A 19,681-nucleotide genomic window follows, 5' to 3' on the forward strand; every position below is an offset into this window, starting at 1 on the left:
CCTCCTACTCGATCAGCCAGTTACCATTTCTCGTTTCTGTAGACGGCATATATCAAAGCAAAAAAAAGAAGCAGATAAGGAAAATCCTTATCGCTTCTTTTTTAATGCCATTTATTTTTGATAAAACTATTTTCTAGGTTTCTTAATTGTTTTGTTATCAAGGTCAGTTCTAACGACTAAAACATCGCAGGCAGCTGTTCTTGTAACGTATTCAGTAACTGAACCAATTAGTAATCTTTCCATAGCGTTCAAACCAGTAGCACCGATCATAATCAAGTCAACGCCTAGCTTCTTAGGGAAGTCTGTAGCAATGATTGCTTTAGGTGCGCCGTATTCAATGCTGTAGTCGATATCTTCAAGACCAGCGTCTTTAGCTGTCTTAACGTAGCTCTTAACTGTTTCCTTAGCTTTTTCAGTGATTTGTTCAACCATCGTTGAATCGAAGCTAGAAACGTTTTGAAAAGCTCTAGTATCAATAACGTGAACTAAGTGAATGGCAGCCTTGTTTCTTTTGGCTACTTCAACCGCTTTCTTGAAAGCTAACTCAGCCTCAAATGAACCATCAATTGGTACGAGAATGTTTTTATATTGTTGTAACATAAGTATCACCCCGTTAATGTAATATTACTTCTTTTATATCTTTATTTTAGTTGATTTGGCCTAATAAATACAGTAAACAGTTAAGATTTAACGAATATTTGCCAAATAAATTGAAAAGGCTGCCGCAATTAAACTACCTAGTAGCAGCGTGATGAAGTTGGCTTCCTTAGTACCGATCAAGGCAATAACGATTCCCATGACGGCAACTAAGACTAGTAAACCAGCCGTAAAGCGCATTACGTTTTTCAAAGTTAGATTTTCATCAGGTGAGTAGATGAGAAACTTCCCACTACTGTGGCTCCAAAGGATATAGGCTAGTGCTAGTAAAAAAATAATAAAGAAGATCATTAAAATTTTAATTATCATAATTATTCGGACTCCGTTTTGAATTCATTTTCCATTCGTGTATTTGTTGGATTCTTAAATTTAAGGCCTGTTCATATTTACCAGTATTATTTGGTTGGTAATATTTTTTATTAATTAAATTGTTAGGTAAATATTGCTGATCGACCCATGAGTTGGGATAATCATGTGGAAATTTATAACCAACACCATGACCGAGTTTTTTGGCTCCTGAGTAGTGTGCATCTTTCAGATCATCAGGAATAGAATTAGCTTTTCCATTGCGAACATCGTCTAAAGCACTATCGATTGCCACCATGCCAGAATTAGATTTCGGACAGAGGCACAAGTCAATGACTGCGTCAGCTAAAGGAATACGTGCTTCTGGTAAACCAACCATCTGTGCTACTTGAGCAGCCTGAACTGCTCGAGCGCATGCTTGGGGATTAGCCAAACCGACATCTTCATAAGCACAGATCATCAGTCTCCGAATAGCGGAAGTTAAATCGCCCGCTTCCAATAGTCGAGCTAAGTAGAGTAAGGCAGCATCAGGATCACTGCCACGAATCGATTTTTGAAAAGCCGACATTACATCATAGTGACTGTCACCATCTTTATCAGATGAAATAGCCTTTCTTTGTACTGATTCCTCAATTGATTGCAAGTCGATATGAACTGAACCATCTTCGGCAGCTTTAGTCGACATGACTGACAATTCCAAACCGTTTAGAATGCTTCTTAAGTCGCCATTAGTTGAACTGACCAATAAATCCAAAGCATTTTCATCTAATTTGACGTTGTACTTGCCTAAACCGTTCTGATTGTCATTTAAAGCCCGTTTAACAGCGTGTTTCAGGTCATCACTATCGAGAGGCTTTAATTCAAAAATTTGGACTCTCGAGCGAATAGCGGGGCTTATATTGATATAGGGATTTTCAGTTGTAGCACCAATTAAAATGATGGAACCACTTTCTAATAGCGGCAAGAGAAAGTCCTGTTTAGTTTTGTCGAGCCGATGAATTTCATCTAACATCAAGACGACAGTGCCGCTCATTTTAGCTTCAGCAGCAACAATTTGTAAGTCTTTTTTGCTATCAGTAGCAGCATTGAGCATTCTGAAAGCATATTTTGTACTACCAGCAATCGCGCTGGCAATACTGGTTTTTCCGATCCCAGGAGGACCATAAAGTATCATTGAAGATAACATCTTAGCTTCAACCATGCGACGAATAATCTTATGAGGACCAACAAGATGCTGTTGACCGACAACTTCGTCGATATTGGTTGGACGCATCCGATATGCTAGTGGTTTTTGCATAACTCCTCCTATATAATTGATATGTATATTTTACAACAAAGGATTGAGAACATGTTTGATAAAAATGATTTTAAAGTTTTTGAAGATATGACTCTGCCTGGACGCCTAGAATTGATCAAAACTAACTTAGATCCAAAGTTTGAAGAAATTGGTTCTGAGTTGATGCGACGTTTGGAAGAAGAATATCAGCAACAGTTCTATATGAAAATTGCTAAACATCAGCGACGAACTAAAAACCCGCCACCTGATACATGGTTGGCGATAAATCAAGATAAACGCGGTTATAAAAAGACTCCACATTTAGAATTAGGCTTATGGCCAGACCGTTATTTCATAACTTTTAGTTTATTAGCAGATATCAAAAATCGAGCAGGTTATTATCCGCTTTTAAAAGATCACCAAGATACAATCATAACAGAGGGCTGGGGTGTGTCAAATGACCATACTTCAAGTGATTTACAACCAGCAACTGATTTTGAAAAGGTAGCTGCTCATTATGAAAAAGTTAAATCAAGTGATTTAGTGATTGGGTATGAATTGAAAGTTGATGATCCGCTTGTTCAAAAGGGTAATTACGATCAACTACTGATTGATAAGTTTATGAAATTGAGTAAGTTTCTAGTCTCATTCAACCAAGAAGTCGAATAATAAATAATTTAATGAGCTTTAGTATTTATTTTCTAGCTAAATTTATTATAATGAAAGTAAATATAGGGTTAGTTAAAGGGATGATCAAGATGAAATGGTATAAATCAGTTGAGTTTTGGATCGGAATATTAATTACAATGGCGTTTTTCGAATTATTCTTTATTCCCACATATGACATTATGTGGTGGGGGGCATTGGCCTCAACCATTGTGGGGATGATTTTGGTATTGAATGTAATTGGAAAATTAAAAGTATAAAAATAGATTGTTATAAGAATCTAAAAAACAGGCTAAATTTAAGAGATCATAAGATTTCTTAGTTTAGTCTGTTTTCGTGTAAAAAGGGAACAAAAAAAATACATCCACCAATAAGTGAATGTATTTTTCGCAAATATTAAAGGATTTGGTTGTAGTATTCAACAATCAATGATTCGTCAATATTTGGTTCTAGTTCGTCACGTTCTGGGTTACGTACTAGTGAACCTGTCAATGTGTTGTCATCGAAAGTAACGAAACCAGGACGACCAACAACGTTTTCAAGGTTATCCTTAACAATAGCAAGGTCCTTTGACTTTTCACGAAGGCTGATCTTTTGACCAACTTTAACTTCGTATGAAGGGATATCAACACGTTTGCCATCAACTGTGATGTGACCGTGGTTTACAAGTTGACGAGCTTGTGGACGTGAACTTGCAAGACCTAAACGATAAACCATGTTATCCAATCTTGTTTCAAGAAGGATCATCAAGTTGATACCATGTAGTCCTTCCATCTTACCGGCACGGTTAAATAGGTTACGGAATTGACGTTCGTTAACATCATACATGAAACGTAACTTTTGCTTTTCAGTTAATTGTTGACCGTATTCAGAAATCTTACGACGACCACCATTTGGACCATGTTGTCCTGGGGCATAGTTTCTACGAGCGATTTCCTTACCAGTACCTGAAAGTGAGATACCTAAACGACGTGATAATTTCCAACGTGGGCCTGTATATCTTGACATAAATAAATTCCTCCAAAATGTTTGTCTGGAGTAAAATAATTAACTAGAACTTAGCATTCGTGCAGTTATCGTTACATTTTTCACCTTGTGCAGCCACAGGTTACTAATTGAACTAAATCGTCGATAACTGTTGACGTTCTTGCCGTTCTTTGCTGCATATTTTACACGAAAGCTAGTATACCGTGATAGAAGACTAATGTCAAAGTAATTTTAGGTTTCCGCCTCCAGGAACAAGAAAATTAGGTCGCTATGGGGACCGCCTCGAGCCAAAGAACGGTCTCGAAGCTCGATTTCTTGTTCCTTCCGGCTAGTCTATTCGTTGCTTTCTATAATAGATGAATAAGAAATAAACCCACAGTAATTACTACTTTTATATTCCAAATCGCTAGATTATCAGGCTTTAAAGAATATTTATAACCTTCAACTTTTGGAGAAATGGTTTTGAATGAATTCAATTAATATCTATCCATCATTAATAAAGTGAATACTTGAATGATAAAATTTCATTTTGATACATTATTATAGTATGAATTTGAAAAATCACATATGTAGCAAATAAAAAAGACCTAGTCGGAAGAACCGAGAAAGCTTGACTGGCTGTGAAAGTGGCGTTAGAGCTTCAGCTCTTACACCACCGGGCGTGTTTGGAGACTTGCTTGCAAGGCTTCAAACCGAGGATTGAGACCTTGGCTCAGTCCGGTCCGCACAGCCAGTCATGCTTTTTTCGGTTCTGGAGACGGCATATTTCAATATACACAAAACCAATAGTTTAAAACTTTATTATGAAAAGTGGACAGTTCCAATAATGGGACTAATATTTGTTATAATTTCTGTAAGATAAGACTGAATCGTCATTAGGGGTGTAAATGTGTTTGTAATTATTATTGGAATAATCTTAATCATTCTGTTCTTCCTATGGTACATGTGGTTCTTGCAAAAACGTAATGCTTCCACACTTAATAAGTATAAAGAACGAACAGACGAGTTAAAAAAGGCTCAATTAGATGACAAAATAGAAAAATTAGAGAAGATGAAGCTCTCTGGTGCCAGTGATGACCGCTTCAATCAGCTGAAAGTAGAATATCACAAGCAGACTGATGATATCTTTTCCGATATTTTAAAGCAGATTCGAGCAGCAGAATATAAGAATACTGAATTTAAAGTATTTGGTTCTGCTAATGATTTGAAAAAGTTAAATACAGAAATGAATGATTTTGAAGGTAAAATCGGTGAGGTTTCACAAGGCTTTGACGAGCTCTTGGCTAGTAATGAGTTGAATGCTACTCATAGCGAAGAACTTCAACATCAATATCAAACTTTGCGTAAACAAGTTTTGACTCAGTCATTCAGTTATGGTCCAGCTACTGACAAGCTAGAGGATGAGCTTTCAGAAATTGCTAACTTATTAGATAAGGAAAAACAATTGACACAAAAGGGTGACCATATTGAGGCCAGTCAATGCTTGGACGATGTTAAAATTAAACTCGGTCTAATTACGGATCAATTGAAAATCATTGAACCACTTTTCCACGACTTGAATGAAGTCTTTCCCGGTCAAATTGATGAGATTAAATTTGTTTATCAAAAGCTTGATCAACAACATTTCAAGTTTGCAGATGATATCGTACAATTGATTTCTGACGTACAACATGAAGTAGATGAGTCAAATACTAAATTGGGCGAACTGAATTTTGATGCCGTAAATACTAATAATGAAGATATTAAACAACGGATTGATGACTTATATGAGACATTGACGTTGGAAATTGATGGCAAACGTGATGTTTTGAAGGAACAAAAGCCAGTTTTGGACTATTTAAATCATGCCGTTTTCCAACACAATCATTTGGATAAACGAATTCAAAAGTTGCAAGAGAGCTATATTTTAACTGATAAGACGCTTGATATGTTCCAAAATAACTTTGATACCTTGAACGAAATTCGTCGTGAATACGATGCGGACGTCCAAAGTATTGCTGACAAGCAAGTTATTTTCTCACAAGTTAGATTGGATTTTAAGGAAATTGTTAAAAAGTTGGATGATATTGAAGCTAGTGAAAAGACAATCAACGATGACCTTAACCAAATGCTTTCAAGTGAACAAATTGCTCGTAACAGTGTTGATGAATATGCCAAACGTTTAGAAATTCAAAAGAAAATGATGGAACAACTTCGTTTGAACGGTTTACCTGATGACTATTTGGATTACTTTTACATGGTTTATGACGAAATCAATAAATTGTATGACGAACTTGATGCTGACCGTATTAATATGGAAGATATCAGCAAGCAAGTTATTGTGACACAAGAGGATCTCGAGAATTTAGTAGAGAAAACAAAGAAGTTGAAGTATAACGTTCAATTAGCTGAGAAGCTGCTTCAATATGCTAACCGTTATGCTAATAAAAATCCTGAATTTAGTGACCAGTTGATTCGTGCACGTTCGATGTTTGACGATGATTACAACTATAATGACGCCGTTGAGGTTATTTCCAAGGCGCTTGAAGAAGTTGAGTCAGGCTCAGTCGATCGAATCAAAGAGACAATAAATTCATAATTTTCAAAAAGTGTGTTAAATTATAATAGATAAAATTTTGGGCCTTTAGGGCCTTTTTATTTTGGTGAGGCAAAAATGATATATTTTGATAATAGTGCAACAACTAAGGTTAATGATTCAGTCCTACAAACTTATAACGCTGCTAGTCAAGAATACTTCGGTAATCCTTCTAGTTTGCATAAGTTAGGATTGAAAGCCTACGAATTACTAGAAACATCTCGCAAGCAAATTGCAAACCTAATGGGTTTCAAACGCGATGAAGTCGTCTTCACCAGTGGTGGTACTGAGGGGAACAACTGGATCATCAAGGGGACAGCTTTTAAGAAACGTGAATTTGGAAAACACATCATTACAACTTCAATTGAACATCCTTCAATTATGAATACGATGCATCAATTAGAAGAATTAGGTTTTGATGTAACTTATTTACCAGTTGATAAATCCGGTCACATTAGTGCTCAAGATGTTAAGGATGCTATCAGAGACGATACAATTTTAGTTTCAACGATGGCTGTCAATAATGAAATTGGTGCGATTCAACCAATTCATGAAGTCGCAAAAGTATTGCAAGATTACCCAAGTATCAGTTATCACGTCGATGCTGTTCAAGCAATTGGTAAAAACTTGCAATCGAAGTTTATTGATCCACGTGTTGATTTCTATACCTTCTCCGGTCACAAGTTCCATGCACCCCGTGGGATTGGCTTTATTTATATGAAAGAAGGTAAGCAACTCGAACCATTGATGGCCGGTGGTGGTCAAGAATCTAACCTTCGTAGTGGGACTGAAAATACGCCTGCTATTGCAGGTATGGCTAAAGCTATTCGTTTGTTGAAAGATAACGAAGCTGGTAAAGCTGCCAAGATGGAACAACTAAAAGAGAAGTTGGTCAATCATTTGAAGGGAATGGACAACGTTCATGTCTTTTCACAAATTGGCGAAGACTTTGCTCCACATATCATCTGTTTTACGATTGATGGTGTTCGTGGCGAAACAGTTGTACATACGTTTGAAGATCGAGATATTTATATTTCGACAACCAGCGCTTGTTCATCAAAGAAAGGCCTTGAATCTGGTACATTGAAGGCAATGAATATCCAAGAAAATGTGGCTACTAGTGCTGTTCGTGTCAGCTTGGATGAAAGTAATACCGAAAAAGAAATGGATGAATTTATCAAGAATTTGGATGAGATTCACGATCATTTCCAAATTTTGAATTAGGAGATTTAAATGGAATATACTGAAATTATGGTTCGTTATGGCGAACTATCAACTAAGGGAAAAAATCGTAAGAGCTTTATCGACCGTTTACATGGTAATGTTGCTAAAGTTTTGAAAGATTTTCCTGATCTTAGAATGCAACCACATCGTGACCGTCTACACATCAATTTGAACGGAACTGATGCTAAGCCGGTTATGGAAAAACTTAAGAATGTTTTTGGAATCCAAACTTTCTCATTGAGTGTTAAAGTTTCCCGTGATTTTGAAGATGTTAAGAAAAAAGCCATTGAAATGATGCACGAAGCTTATAAACCCGGCATGAGTTTCAAAGTTGGAACAAAACGTTCTGACCACGCCTATCCACTTGATACTAACCAAATTAATCTCCAACTAGGGGATGCAATTTGTGACGAGTTCCCAGAAATTGACGTTGAAATGAAGAAACCTGATATTAAGATTTCGGTTGAAGTTCGTCAAGATGGAATTTACTTGTCATACCTTACCGTTAAAGGTGCAGGTGGTTTACCAGTTGGTACAGCCGGTAAAGCTATGTTGATGCTTTCTGGTGGAATCGATTCACCTGTTGCTGGTTATTTAGCTATGAAGCGTGGTGTTGATATTGAAATGGTTCACTTCTTCAGTCCACCATATACATCAGAACAAGCTTTGAATAAGGCTAAAGAATTGACTTCGAAGTTGACTGCCTTTGGTGGTAATATCAACTTTATTGAAGTACCATTTGCTGAGATTCAAGAAACAATTAAGTCAAGTGTGCCAGAAGGTTACTTGATGACGATTCAACGTCGTTTTATGCTACGATTGACAGATTTGATTCGTGAAAAACGTCATGGTTTAGCCATTTTTAATGGTGAAGCTGTTGGTCAAGTTGCCTCACAAACATTGGAAAGTATGGCCGCAATCAACGATGTGACAACAACACCAATCTTGCGTCCAGTTGCCACAATGGATAAGACAGAAATTATTCGTTTAGCAGAAAAGATTGATACATTCAATCTTTCAATCCAACCATTCGAAGACTGCTGTACAGTCTTTGCTCCACCTTCACCAAAGACACGTCCAAATATTGAAAAGACACGTAAGTTTGAAAGTTCACTCGATATTGATGGCTTGATTCAGCGTTCAATGGATGGTATCAAGATTACAACCATCGAACATGGCGACAAGTTTATGGAAAGTGATCAAGAAAACATCAGTAGTTTGCTATAAAATTAATTGACGTTTATTGATTTATGATTTATCATCAAAATATCAGCTTTGAGCGGGAGTGTTTTGCAGCTAGATTTCAGAGAAGGCATGTTGTTGAGAATTGCCGAATCGAACTGGGAAACTGTTACCTGTGAGCTATCATAATTATGATCGGGCCACCGTTATCTGTTGAGTGAAGAGTCAATCAGACTCTTAATTTAGGTGGTACCGCGAAGACTTCGTCCTATTAGGGATGAAGTCTTTTTTTGTTTCTTGGGGGTGCCGCCGGAGGTTGCCAGTGCTATAAGCACGCTATGGGGACCGGTGCGAGCCAAGGTCTCGCGCCTCGCTTTGAAGCCTTGCAAAACCAGCAAGTCTCCAAAGTCGCCCCGTGGTGTAAGGGCTAAAGCCCTAACGCCACCTGCACAGCGTACTTATAGCACTGGCAACCTCCAGCTAAGTTATTAGTGGTAGGTTTTGTTACTTCTGATTTTTAATGTTAATTAGATTAATATTTTGAATTTATAATAACTTAGTCTCTGGGTACGAGAAATTTTGGCAGCAGTGCAGGTGGCGTTGGGACTTTAATCCTACACCACAGGACGGGTTTTGAAATTCACGTACTTTGCGAAGTTCAAAATCGAGGTCCAAGACCGTATTTTGGCTCGAACCGTTCCCCACAACAGCCTAAATTTTTCGTAATCAGAGGCGGAATACAACGAAAACTGCCGCATCTTAAATTAATGATAAATAAATTTAAAAAGGGAGAATTAACTATGAGAGAAATCGACATGGATACGAAATACAATCCACAAGAAGTCGAAGAGGGACGTTACCAAGCTTGGCTTGATGATGATGATTTCAAACCTTCTGGCGACAAGAAAGCTAAACCATATTCAATCGTTATCCCACCACCAAATGTTACTGGTAAATTGCATTTGGGTCACGCTTGGGATACAACGATTCAAGATACTTTGATTCGTTACAAACGTATGCAAGGTTACGATACTTTGTATTTACCAGGTATGGATCATGCTGGTATCGCTACTCAAGCTAAGGTCGAAGCTAAATTACGTGAACAAGGTGTAACGCGTTATGACCTTGGCCGTGAAAAATTCGTTGATGAAGTTTGGAAATGGAAAGATGAATTTGCTTCAATTATCAAATCACAGTGGGGTAAATTAGGTTTATCACTTGATTACTCACGTGAAAGATTTACCTTGGATGAAGGTCTATCAAAGGCTGTTCGTAAGGTCTTTGTAAAGTTATATAACGAAGGCTTGATTTACCGTGGTGAATACATCATCAATTGGGATCCACAACTACAAACTGCTTTGTCAGATATTGAAGTTATTCACCAAGACGATCAAGGTGCTTTCTATCATGTTAAGTACCCATATGCTGATGGTTCAGGCTTTATCGAAATTGCCACAACACGTCCAGAAACAATGTTTGGTGATGTAGCTGTTGCTGTTGCACCTGATGATGACCGTTATAAAGATATTGTTGGTAAGGAAATCGTTGTACCATTAGTTGATCGTAAAATTCCTATTATTACCGACCATTATGTTGATAAGGAGTTTGGTACTGGTATGGTTAAAATCACTCCAGCCCATGACCCTAATGACTTTGCTGTTGGTAACAGACATGATCTTAAACGTATCAACACAATGAACGCTGACGGAACAATGAATGAAAATGCTGGTAAGTATAACGGCATGGATCGTTTTGAAGCTCGTAAAGCTATCGTTAAAGACTTGCAAGATGCAGGTTATATGATTAACATCGAACCTTATGTTCACAGTGTTGGTCACTCAGAACGTTCTGGTGTTCAAGTTGAACCAAGACTTTCAACCCAATGGTTCGTTAAGATGAAGCCGTTAGCAGAAATGGCTCTAAAACAACAACAAACTGATGATAAAGTAAAATTTGTTCCTGACCGTTTTGAAGACACATTTACACAATGGATGGAAAACGTCCATGATTGGGTTATTTCACGTCAACTATGGTGGGGACACCAAATTCCAGCTTGGTATAACAAACAAACTGGTGAAACTTATGTTGGTGAAGAAGCTCCTAAAGATATTGAAAACTGGACTCAAGAATCAGATGTACTTGATACATGGTTCTCAAGTGCACTTTGGCCATTTTCAACAATGGGTTGGCCTGACGAAAACGCTGAAGATTATAAGCGTTATTTCCCAACTAATACTTTAGTTACTGGTTATGACATTATCTTCTTCTGGGTTTCAAGAATGATTTTCCAAAGTTTGAAGTTTACTGGCAAAAAACCCTTCAATCACGTTGTTATTCATGGTTTAATTCGTGATGAACAGGGTCGTAAGATGAGTAAATCACTTGGTAACGGGATTGACCCAATGGACGTGATTCAAAAGTATGGTGCTGATGCATTACGTTGGTTCTTGATGAATGGTTCAACACCAGGACAAGATACTCGTTTTAGTTATGACAAGATGGATTCAGCTTGGAACTTTATCAATAAGATCTGGAATGCATCACGTTACGTTATTATGAACCTTGACGATGATACTCCAGCTATGGATGATCTTTCACAGGTAACGACATATGATCTTTCTGATAAGTGGATTTTGGCAAAATTAAATACCACTGTTAAAGAAGTAAGTCGTTTGATGGACAACTTTGAATTTGGTGAAGTTGGCCGTAGCTTGTATAACTTCATTTGGAATGATTTCTGTGACTGGTATATCGAAATGAGTAAGGCAACACTTACTGGTGACGATGAAGCAGCTAAGAAACAAAAGAAGATGATTTTGACATACGTACTTGATCAAACACTTCGTCTTTTGCACCCAATCATGCCATTCGTTACTGAAAAGATTTGGTTGACAATGCCTCATAACGGCAAGACAATCATGCATGCCAAGTATCCTGAATATCATGTAGAATTAGACAACACAGATGCGATGGATCAAATGGATATCTTGATCGACTTAATTAAGTCTTCAAGAAAGATTCGTTTGGAAGCCAATGCACCAATGTCTAAGGCTGTTGATATCATGATCAAGCCACAAGATGAAAAAGTTAAAGCTATTATCTTGAACAACGAAGAATACATTGACCGTTTCATGCATCCTAAGGAACTAAATGTAGCAACTGACTTGAAGGCACCAGCCTTAGCAATGACAGCTGTCACAAATGGAGCAGAACTATACGTTCCATTGGCAGAATTAATTGACATTGATGAAGAAATTGCTCGTCAAGATGAAGAAATGAAGAAGTTAGATCAAGAAATTACTCGTTTAGACAAGAAGTTGTCAAACAAGAACTTTGTTGATAAAGCACCTGAAAAGGTTGTTAATGAACAAAAAGAAAAATTAGCTGATTATCAATCACGTCAAGCTAAAGTTCAACAAAGAATTCAACAACTCAAAGATAATCAATAATATTTGAGTATATAATGAAAAGGGGGGAAGACAGAAGTCTGCTCCCTTTTTTATTTGAAGTATGCCGTTTCAAGAGCTTAGAAATAGCGATTAATTTATCGGTTTTATAAACAGAATGACTGTATAATTATTAGTTAACGCGTGATGTTAGTTAATTCTTTGTGCGATTTAGTAAATTTAAAGCATAGATATAACCTGTTTTTCTAGGTAATCATGGTAAAACTATTACAAATTGTCATTCATTAACAAAGAAGTAGCTGGAAAGAGCAAGAATTTAGGTCGCTGTGAAGGTGGCGTTGGCGCTTTAGCGCCTACACCACGGGACGAGTTTTGAAATTCGCGGTTTGTGCAAGGTTCAAAATCGAGGTTCGAGACCGCTCTTTGGCTCGAACCGGTCCCCATAGCGACCTAAATTTCTTGCTCTTGGAAGCGGCATCCTAGTATAAAAAAATTGGAGCGATTAAATTGTTAGAAAGTTATCAAGCTGCAGTAGATTATATTCATGCTTTACCAAAATTTCAGCGGACCAATGATCTTGGTAATATTAAACAAGCTTTGCACCGCTTGGGCGATCCTCAAAATGATTATGAAACGATTCACATTACTGGTACGAATGGTAAAGGTTCAACGACTAACTTTTTAGCTAATTTGCTTGAAGGCACTGGTAAACGTGTGGGGATGTTTACTTCGCCGTTTATCACTCGTTTCAATGAACGGATTCAAATCAATCATCAATATATCTCAGATAATGATTTGCTTGATGATGTGAATTATTTGAAGGATAAAATTGGTGATATTCCGTTAGCTGAATTTGAATTTGTAACTATTTTGGGTTATTTTTATTTCCGTGGGCGTGTCGATGTGGCAGTTATTGAAGCTGGAATTGGTGCTAAGCATGATAAAACTAATGTCATTACACCAGTTCTTTCAATTATCACTTCGATAGATTTAGATCATGAGAAATTAATTGGACCGACAATTCAAGATATTGCCAAGGAAAAAGCAGGTATTATCAAACCAGAAAGACCAATCATAACTGGTTACTTGCATGATTCAGTTCAATCGATTGTTGAAACAACTGCAACGTCTGAAAATAGCCCTATGTTTGAGTTTGGACAGGATTTTGGTATAAGAAATTATAAAAATAATGATTTTGATGTTTCGTTTACATATTATGATGATAAAGTAACAGTAGAGGGGATTCATTGCCAAGGGTTTGAAAAAACAACGGCAATGAATGCTTCGCTAGCTATTCAAGCATTCTTGCTCTATCAAAGAATTCATCAAGCGACAGCAACAGATAAGTTGATTATTACTAATTTAGATAAAAATCACTTGCCTGGTCGGGCACAAATTGTGCAAAAAGAACCGTTAGTTTTGATGGATGGAGCACATAATATTTCAGCAATTTACAATTTAATCAATTCTTTGATAAAAAATTATGAAAATAAGGATATAATTGTTTTGTACGCTGGAATGAAAGATAAGGATCGTCATGAAATCCTGGAAGAATTGGCACCAAAGGTTGGACATATTTATATAACTAAGCTTGATATGGCGCGTTCAGCTACGGCTAGTGATTATAATTTATCACAATATTCGAATGTTTCCTTTATTGAAAATTATCGTCAAGAATTACAGAAAATTTTAAAGGATATGAATCAGAACCAATTATTATTAGTAACCGGTTCGTTTTATTTAGTTTCAGACTTAGAAAATTATTTCTCGTAGTTTGAAAGTATGATGATAAATTTAAGAGAAAAAATTCTAGCTTATGGTGTCAGTACTTTAAAAAATGAAGAATTATTAGCCGTGATTATCGGCAACGGAACTAAGCAAAATTCCGTTTTAGACTTATCCCAGAAAATTATTTGTGATTCTGGGGGTTTAGATTTGAGCTTAGAGCAATTAATGGCGTTTAATGGTATAGGAGTGGCCCAGGCTTGTAAAGTGATGGCTGCGCTTGAATTAGGAAGTCGAAAGATTCAGGCTGATACATTATCCGAAAAGATTGTTTCCGTAGATGAAGTTGGACAACATTTAATAAATAAAATAGGAAACACCCCACAGGAGCAACTAGTAGCTGTTTATTTAAATAATAGTTATCATGTAATCGACGAAAAGATTATTTTTATTGGTACAGTTGATCAAGCAACAGTTCATCCGCGAGATATTTTACGTGAGGCTATTCAGATGTCAGCGACACAACTCATTGTTGCTCACAATCATCCGAATGGTTCGTTGATGTTTTCACAGAATGATCAAGAGTTTAGTTTACGACTCAAAAAAGGCTGTCAATTAATAGGAATAAACTTAATCGATCACCTAATTGTTACGAAAAAAGCATATTCTAGTCTGAAGAGTTTAAATTTAATTTAGGATATGATTTCGTCGCACTTTAAATCGACGTTTTCTATGATATAATTTTGTTTAGCGTAAAATGTGGTGTGTACTTTAAAGGAGAGAAAATAAATTGTTTGGTATTGGATCAAAGAAGCTCGGTATAGACTTGGGAACTGCAAATACTCTAGTTTATGCTGAAGGAAAAGGTATAGTTTTAAATGAACCTTCAGTTGTTGCAAAGAATAATAACACTGGAGAAATCGTTGCAGTTGGTTCAGATGCACGTGAAATGATTGGTCGTACACCGGGTAGTATTTCTGCAATTCGTCCAATGCGTGATGGTGTTATCGCCGATTACGACACAACAGCAGCCATGATGAAGTATTTCATCGAAAAGACAGCTAACAACTCAAAGCCATCAGTTATGGTTTGTGTTCCTAGTGGTGTTACAGAAGTTGAAAAGCGTGCCGTTATCGAAGCTACACAACATGCCGGTGCTCGTGAAGCTTATGTAATTGAAGAACCATTTGCAGCTGCTATTGGTGCTGGACTTCCAGTTATGGATCCAACAGGTAACATGGTCGTTGATATTGGTGGTGGTACAACTGATGTTGCTACAATCTCATTAGGTGGCATCGTTTCATCACGTTCAATCCGTGTTGCGGGTGATAAGTTTGACGAATCAATTTCTGCATATATTAAGTCAAACTTCAACCTTCAAATTGGTGAAAGAACAGCTGAAGACGTTAAGATTCAAATTGGCTCTGCATCAATCGAAAAATCAAAAGAAATCGAATCAATGCAAATTCGTGGACGTGACTTGGTTACAGGTTTACCTAAGACAGTTCAATTGTCAGGTGAAGACATTGCTACAGCCATTCACGAAAACGTTGAAGAGATCATTGAAACAATTAAAGAAACTCTTGAGGAAACTTCTCCTGAAATTGCCGCCGATGTTATCGATCATGGTATCGTTCTTACTGGTGGTGGTGCCTTATTGCATCACTTACCAGAAGTAATATCCGAAGCAACGGGAGTTCCTGTATTCATTGCTCAAGACCCACTAGATTGTGTGGCCATCGGTACTGGTGAATCACTTAAAAATATCGATGTAATGCGTCGCCAAAAATAAGCGGGTTAATTCCCGTTTTTTTATTTGACTAAAGATTAAAAAATAATAAAATCATATTAATTGATTGATAAATTGTATTGGTTTATCGCAATTCATGGAGTAAGTTGTGAATATGGATTGTTATTCAATTAGATGAATGCCTTATTCGGCATAACCTTTGGTTATCTGATCTACTAGGAGGAAGCAATGCAAAAGTTTTTTTCAAATAAAAAATTAATTATTTTAATGATACTTATTATCGTTACTTTTGGACTGCTGGCAGTTACGGTCAATATCCGTGATAAGAAGAGTACGCCACCAGTTGTTCAACAAGTCGGTAATGATGTCGTCAGTGTCGTCGGGGGTGTATTTGCCTACCCAACGAATGCTGTTAAAAATGCTACCTCAGAATTCTCTGATTTGTATAACACATATTCTGAAAACAAACGTCTCAAAGCCAGAATTGGTGAATTAGCACAAAATCAGGCTAAATTAGAAGTAGTTCAAGATGAAAACAAAAAACTCAAACAAGAGTTAAAACTAACTGGTTCGTTGACTGACTATACGACAGTTAATGCATCTGTTTTGTCACGTTCACCAAGTAGTTGGCAAAGTTATTTAACAATCAACCGTGGTCAAACAAGTGGTATTAAAAAAGACATGCCTGTTATGTCTGGTCGCGGTTTGATTGGTCGAATCGTTGAAGTTGATAAAGTTAGTTCTAAGGTTGAATTAATTTCAACTGATAATGAATTGAATGATAAGTTTGCTGCTGAAATTGTGGGCGACAATAAAAACATTACCGGAGTTGTCAGTCGTTATGATAGTTCAACTGGTGATCTAGTAATGGAAAATGTTAATTCTACAAAGAATATCAAAAAAGGCCAAAGCGTCATCACATCTGGTTTAGGTGGTTTAACACCACGTGGATTGTATATTGGAAAAGTTTACGGAATTAAGAAGGATAATTACGGAATGACAAATTCGGTTTATATTACTCCAGCTGCTGAATTACGTAACTTTACTGTTGTTACAGTTATTAAGTCATCTGTTAATGGTGAAAAGTAATGGACATTAAAAATCGAAAGATCGTCGGCCAAGTATTATTCATTTTTCTAGCATTTTACCTTGATGGTTTAATGAAATGGGCCTTTTTGAATAATATGAATCATGCTACCGTCGCTATTTTGCCACAATTGATGTTGATGATGATCGTGATGCTAACAATGCGGATTGATAATCGTCGTCAATTGATTACTTACGGAGTGGTTTTTGGTTTGATTTATGATTCGTATTATTATGGAATCATTGGTCTTTATACAATCTTATTACCACTACTAATGGTCGGTATTGATCATTTTAAGTTTTTACTAGTTAAAAATAATTTAGGTTATGAGTTATCAATTTACTTCTTGTCGCTGACATTTTTACAATCAGGTATTTATCTGTTGGAAAGATTGTTGCAACAGACTAATACAAGTGTTTTTGATTTCATCACGTATACGTTGGGACCAACGTTGCTTTGGAATATTGTGGTCTTCTTTATCCTTTATATTCCATTGAATAATTTGTCCGAGTGGCTGGTGAAATATCGGAGGGATAATAAATGAGAGATATCATTTTAAAGGGTGATAAAAATGGCTTTTCCGTTTTAATGGATGATAAAGCTAATTACGTTAATGCATTTAAAAAGTTAAAAGAAATGATTATGCAGCAAAACGTTGAATCAACCAATGAAAATGATGATGTCATTTATTTTACTGTTAAGACCGGTCGCCGTCTTTTGACTGATGAACAAAAAGATGGTATTAGAGAATTCTTTGATCAATATCCACAATTAGAATTGAAAGACATTCAGTCTGATGTTGAAGACAAAGCTAAAGTTACAGAGATTTTAAACGCTAATAAGACTAATATTGAATCAGGAATTGTTCGCAGTGGTCAAAAATTAGATTACGAAGGTGATTTGATTTTCTTGGGGACATTGCATCGAGATGCACAAATTTGTACAACTGGTTCGATTTATATCTTGGGCGAAGTCAACGGTATTGTACAAGCTGGTTATCCAGACAATACTAATGCCGCTATCTTTGGAAACTTAAAAGATGTTGATCAGTTACGAATTGCTGATGTGATTGAAATTGTTACGGACGATAATAAAGAGGAGTTTCAAGCTGGTAAGTTTGCATATATTGATGATTTGCATTCTATCAGTGTTGATGATTTAACGAATTATAAAGATAGATTAAATGATTTAAGAAAAAGGACAGGTTAGCTATGGGGATATCAATAGTTGTAACTTCTGGAAAAGGCGGAGTTGGCAAAACTACTACGACTGCAAATGTTAGTACTGTCTTGGCAAGCCTCGGAAAAAAAGTCTGCATGGTCGATTTAGATATCGGTTTGCGCAATCTAGATGCAGTTATGGGATTAACTAATCGAATCGTTTACGATATTGTTGATGTGGCTCAACATCGTGTGGTCGTATCACAAGCTTTAGTTCGCGACCCACGTTTTGAAGACAATTTGTATTTATTAGCGGCGTCACAATTTGCTGATAAATATGTCTTGGATAAAGATTCAGTCGGCAATATTATTAATGAATTGAAACAACGTTTTGATTTCGTGATGATTGATTGTCCAGCTGGGATTGAATATGGCTTTCAAAATGCAGTTTCAATTGCTGATGGTGCTTTAGTAGTTACTAATCCTGAAGTTGCTTCTGTGAGTGATGCTGATCGAGTAGTTGGTATTCTTGAGAGTATGAACATGCCCGTGACACCACACTTGATTATTAATCGGATTCGTAAAAATATGATTAATGATGGTACTTCAATGAAAATTGATGATATTGTTAACCATTTAGGAATTCCTTTGTTGGGAATTGTTATTGATGAAGATAAAGTAATCTCGGCATCTAACGCAGGTAGGACAGTTGTTTTTGATAATGACAGTGATGCAGGTCACAGTTATCAAAATATTGCCCGACGCATGTTAGGTGAAAATATTCCATTGAATTTGTCTGATCATACAAAAAAAATTGGCTTTTGGGGCAAGGTGTTTGGTAGAAAATAAGCTCTATGGTACAATTCTTTTGTAATTGAATAAGTCAACACAGGGGGAGCCTTTGGCTGAGAGTGAACATTTTGTTCAGACCCTTTAAACCTGTTATGTTAATGCATGCGTAGGGATAGTGTTGTTCAAGCAGACGCTCGAACTCTCTTGTGATGGCTAAAATCAGAAGGGAGTTCTTTTTTTATGACTAATGTTGGTAAAAATAACGAGTTGATCGTTATTACCGAAGGGGCGATAATAACTGCTTTGGCGTTGGCATTATCTTTTGTACCACATACAACGGGAGTTTCGGCGATTGAATTTGTCTACGGATTAATTCCAATGGCAATTTATGCATTGCGTCGAGGCCTAAGAGCAGGCTTAATTGCTGGTTTAGTATGGGGAATAGCAGATATGCTACTATTCGGAATCAGTAAGGGTAGCGTTTTGAACCCATTACAAGGATTCGTTGAGTTTCCAGTAGCATTTTGCGTGGTTGGTCTAGTCGGACTTGGTAGTAAACCAGTTAAAGACGCTATTAACCGTGGTAAAAATGCGATGGGGTTGATTTTATTTTATTCAGCAATTGGCTTTTTCGCCAAGTATTTCTTCCATTTCCTAGCTGGTGGTATTTACTGGGGGATGTATGCACCAAAGAACATGAATCCGTGGATTTATTCATTGGTAATTAATGGCGGTAGTTTTGTAGCCAATATGATTATGTTGACAGTACTAGTGATTGTATTGAATCGTGTCTTCAAGCAATTGATTATCGTTAAAAATTAGATATTAGTAGTATTCCGTCTCTGGATGCAAGAAAATTTGGTTGCTGTGGGGACCGGCTCGAGCCA

General features: G+C 36.8%; 18 protein-coding genes and 1 riboswitch. Of the genes, 14 read left to right on the forward strand and 4 right to left on the reverse strand.

The features are described from left to right. Positions 1–126 precede the first annotated feature (126 nt). The 3 genes from FD31_RS12375 to FD31_RS12385 form a co-directional block, all read right to left on the reverse strand. Positions 127–600: a universal stress protein gene (locus tag FD31_RS12375; RefSeq protein WP_057893097.1), complete on the reverse strand. Its 474-nt coding sequence runs from the start codon at positions 598–600 to the stop codon at positions 127–129. Positions 601–687: 87 nt separating this feature from the next. Then, complete coding sequence (locus FD31_RS12380; RefSeq protein WP_057893098.1) at positions 688–966, reverse strand: hypothetical protein; 279 nt, start codon at positions 964–966, stop codon at positions 688–690. Then, the gene (locus tag FD31_RS12385) at positions 956–2,260 is read right to left on the reverse strand and encodes a replication-associated recombination protein A (protein WP_057893099.1); all 1,305 of its coding nucleotides are present in this window, start codon (positions 2,258–2,260) and stop codon (positions 956–958) included. Before FD31_RS12385 ends, FD31_RS12380 begins: the two co-directional genes overlap by 11 nt. Positions 2,261–2,311: 51 nt before the next feature. Here FD31_RS12385 and FD31_RS12390 point away from each other — a divergent pair, with 51 nt between their 5' ends. Then, entirely contained in the window at positions 2,312–2,908 is a 597-nt protein-coding gene (locus tag FD31_RS12390; protein ID WP_057893100.1) for a DUF1054 family protein, read from the forward strand. An 89-nt stretch (positions 2,909–2,997) separates the two neighbouring features. Beyond that, complete coding sequence (locus FD31_RS12395; RefSeq protein WP_157049169.1) at positions 2,998–3,165, forward strand: hypothetical protein; 168 nt, start codon at positions 2,998–3,000, stop codon at positions 3,163–3,165. A gap of 136 nt (positions 3,166–3,301) precedes the next feature. Here the strand turns inward: FD31_RS12395 and rpsD are convergent, their stop codons facing one another. Further along, positions 3,302–3,913, reverse strand: coding sequence for a 30S ribosomal protein S4 (gene rpsD / locus FD31_RS12400; RefSeq protein ID WP_057893102.1), 612 nt, complete (start codon positions 3,911–3,913; stop codon positions 3,302–3,304). Between the two features lie 868 nt (positions 3,914–4,781). Between rpsD and FD31_RS12405 the strand changes: the two genes are divergently transcribed. The 12 genes from FD31_RS12405 (at position 4,782) to thiT (ending at position 19,616) form a co-directional block, all read left to right on the forward strand. Next, positions 4,782–6,470 (forward strand): septation ring formation regulator EzrA, encoded by a 1,689-nt coding sequence (locus FD31_RS12405; RefSeq protein ID WP_083483678.1) that lies wholly within the window; start codon positions 4,782–4,784, stop codon positions 6,468–6,470. A 75-nt stretch (positions 6,471–6,545) separates the two neighbouring features. Continuing rightward, entirely contained in the window at positions 6,546–7,691 is a 1,146-nt protein-coding gene (locus tag FD31_RS12410; RefSeq protein ID WP_057893103.1) for a cysteine desulfurase family protein, read from the forward strand. Positions 7,692–7,700: 9 nt separating this feature from the next. Then, positions 7,701–8,918: a tRNA uracil 4-sulfurtransferase ThiI gene (gene thiI / locus FD31_RS12415; protein WP_057893104.1), complete on the forward strand. Its 1,218-nt coding sequence runs from the start codon at positions 7,701–7,703 to the stop codon at positions 8,916–8,918. Positions 8,919–9,673: 755 nt separating this feature from the next. Further along, positions 9,674–12,322 carry a valine--tRNA ligase gene (locus FD31_RS12420; RefSeq protein ID WP_057893105.1) on the forward strand — a complete coding sequence of 883 codons (2,649 nt, stop codon included), beginning with the start codon at positions 9,674–9,676 and terminating at the stop codon, positions 12,320–12,322. A 465-nt stretch (positions 12,323–12,787) separates the two neighbouring features. After that, positions 12,788–14,053, forward strand: coding sequence for a bifunctional folylpolyglutamate synthase/dihydrofolate synthase (locus FD31_RS12425; RefSeq protein WP_057893106.1), 1,266 nt, complete (start codon positions 12,788–12,790; stop codon positions 14,051–14,053). A 9-nt stretch (positions 14,054–14,062) separates the two neighbouring features. Then, the gene (radC, locus tag FD31_RS12430; protein ID WP_057893107.1) at positions 14,063–14,701 is read left to right on the forward strand and encodes a RadC family protein; all 639 of its coding nucleotides are present in this window, start codon (positions 14,063–14,065) and stop codon (positions 14,699–14,701) included. Between the two features lie 94 nt (positions 14,702–14,795). Further along, complete coding sequence (locus FD31_RS12435) at positions 14,796–15,797, forward strand: rod shape-determining protein (RefSeq protein ID WP_057893108.1); 1,002 nt, start codon at positions 14,796–14,798, stop codon at positions 15,795–15,797. 186 nt (positions 15,798–15,983) lie between these two features. After that, positions 15,984–16,844 carry a rod shape-determining protein MreC gene (mreC, locus tag FD31_RS12440; protein ID WP_057893109.1) on the forward strand — a complete coding sequence of 287 codons (861 nt, stop codon included), beginning with the start codon at positions 15,984–15,986 and terminating at the stop codon, positions 16,842–16,844. Further along, a complete protein-coding gene (gene mreD, locus FD31_RS12445) occupies positions 16,844–17,386 on the forward strand; it encodes a rod shape-determining protein MreD (protein WP_057893110.1) in 543 nt (180 codons plus the stop codon). Before mreC ends, mreD begins: the two co-directional genes overlap by 1 nt. Then, a complete protein-coding gene (locus tag FD31_RS12450) occupies positions 17,383–18,051 on the forward strand; it encodes a septum site-determining protein MinC (RefSeq protein WP_057893111.1) in 669 nt (222 codons plus the stop codon). The genes mreD and FD31_RS12450 overlap by 4 nt, the downstream gene beginning before the upstream one ends. Positions 18,052–18,053: 2 nt before the next feature. After that, a complete protein-coding gene (gene minD, locus FD31_RS12455) occupies positions 18,054–18,851 on the forward strand; it encodes a septum site-determining protein MinD (protein ID WP_057893112.1) in 798 nt (265 codons plus the stop codon). Between the two features lie 32 nt (positions 18,852–18,883). Beyond that, positions 18,884–18,985: riboswitch (TPP riboswitch) on the forward strand. A 49-nt stretch (positions 18,986–19,034) separates the two neighbouring features. Beyond that, positions 19,035–19,616: an energy-coupled thiamine transporter ThiT gene (thiT, locus tag FD31_RS12460; protein WP_057893113.1), complete on the forward strand. Its 582-nt coding sequence runs from the start codon at positions 19,035–19,037 to the stop codon at positions 19,614–19,616. The last annotated feature ends 65 nt before the right edge of the window (positions 19,617–19,681 follow it).

Source organism: Companilactobacillus nantensis DSM 16982, from assembly GCF_001435815.1.
Classification (GTDB): Bacteria; Bacillota; Bacilli; order Lactobacillales; family Lactobacillaceae; genus Companilactobacillus; species Companilactobacillus nantensis.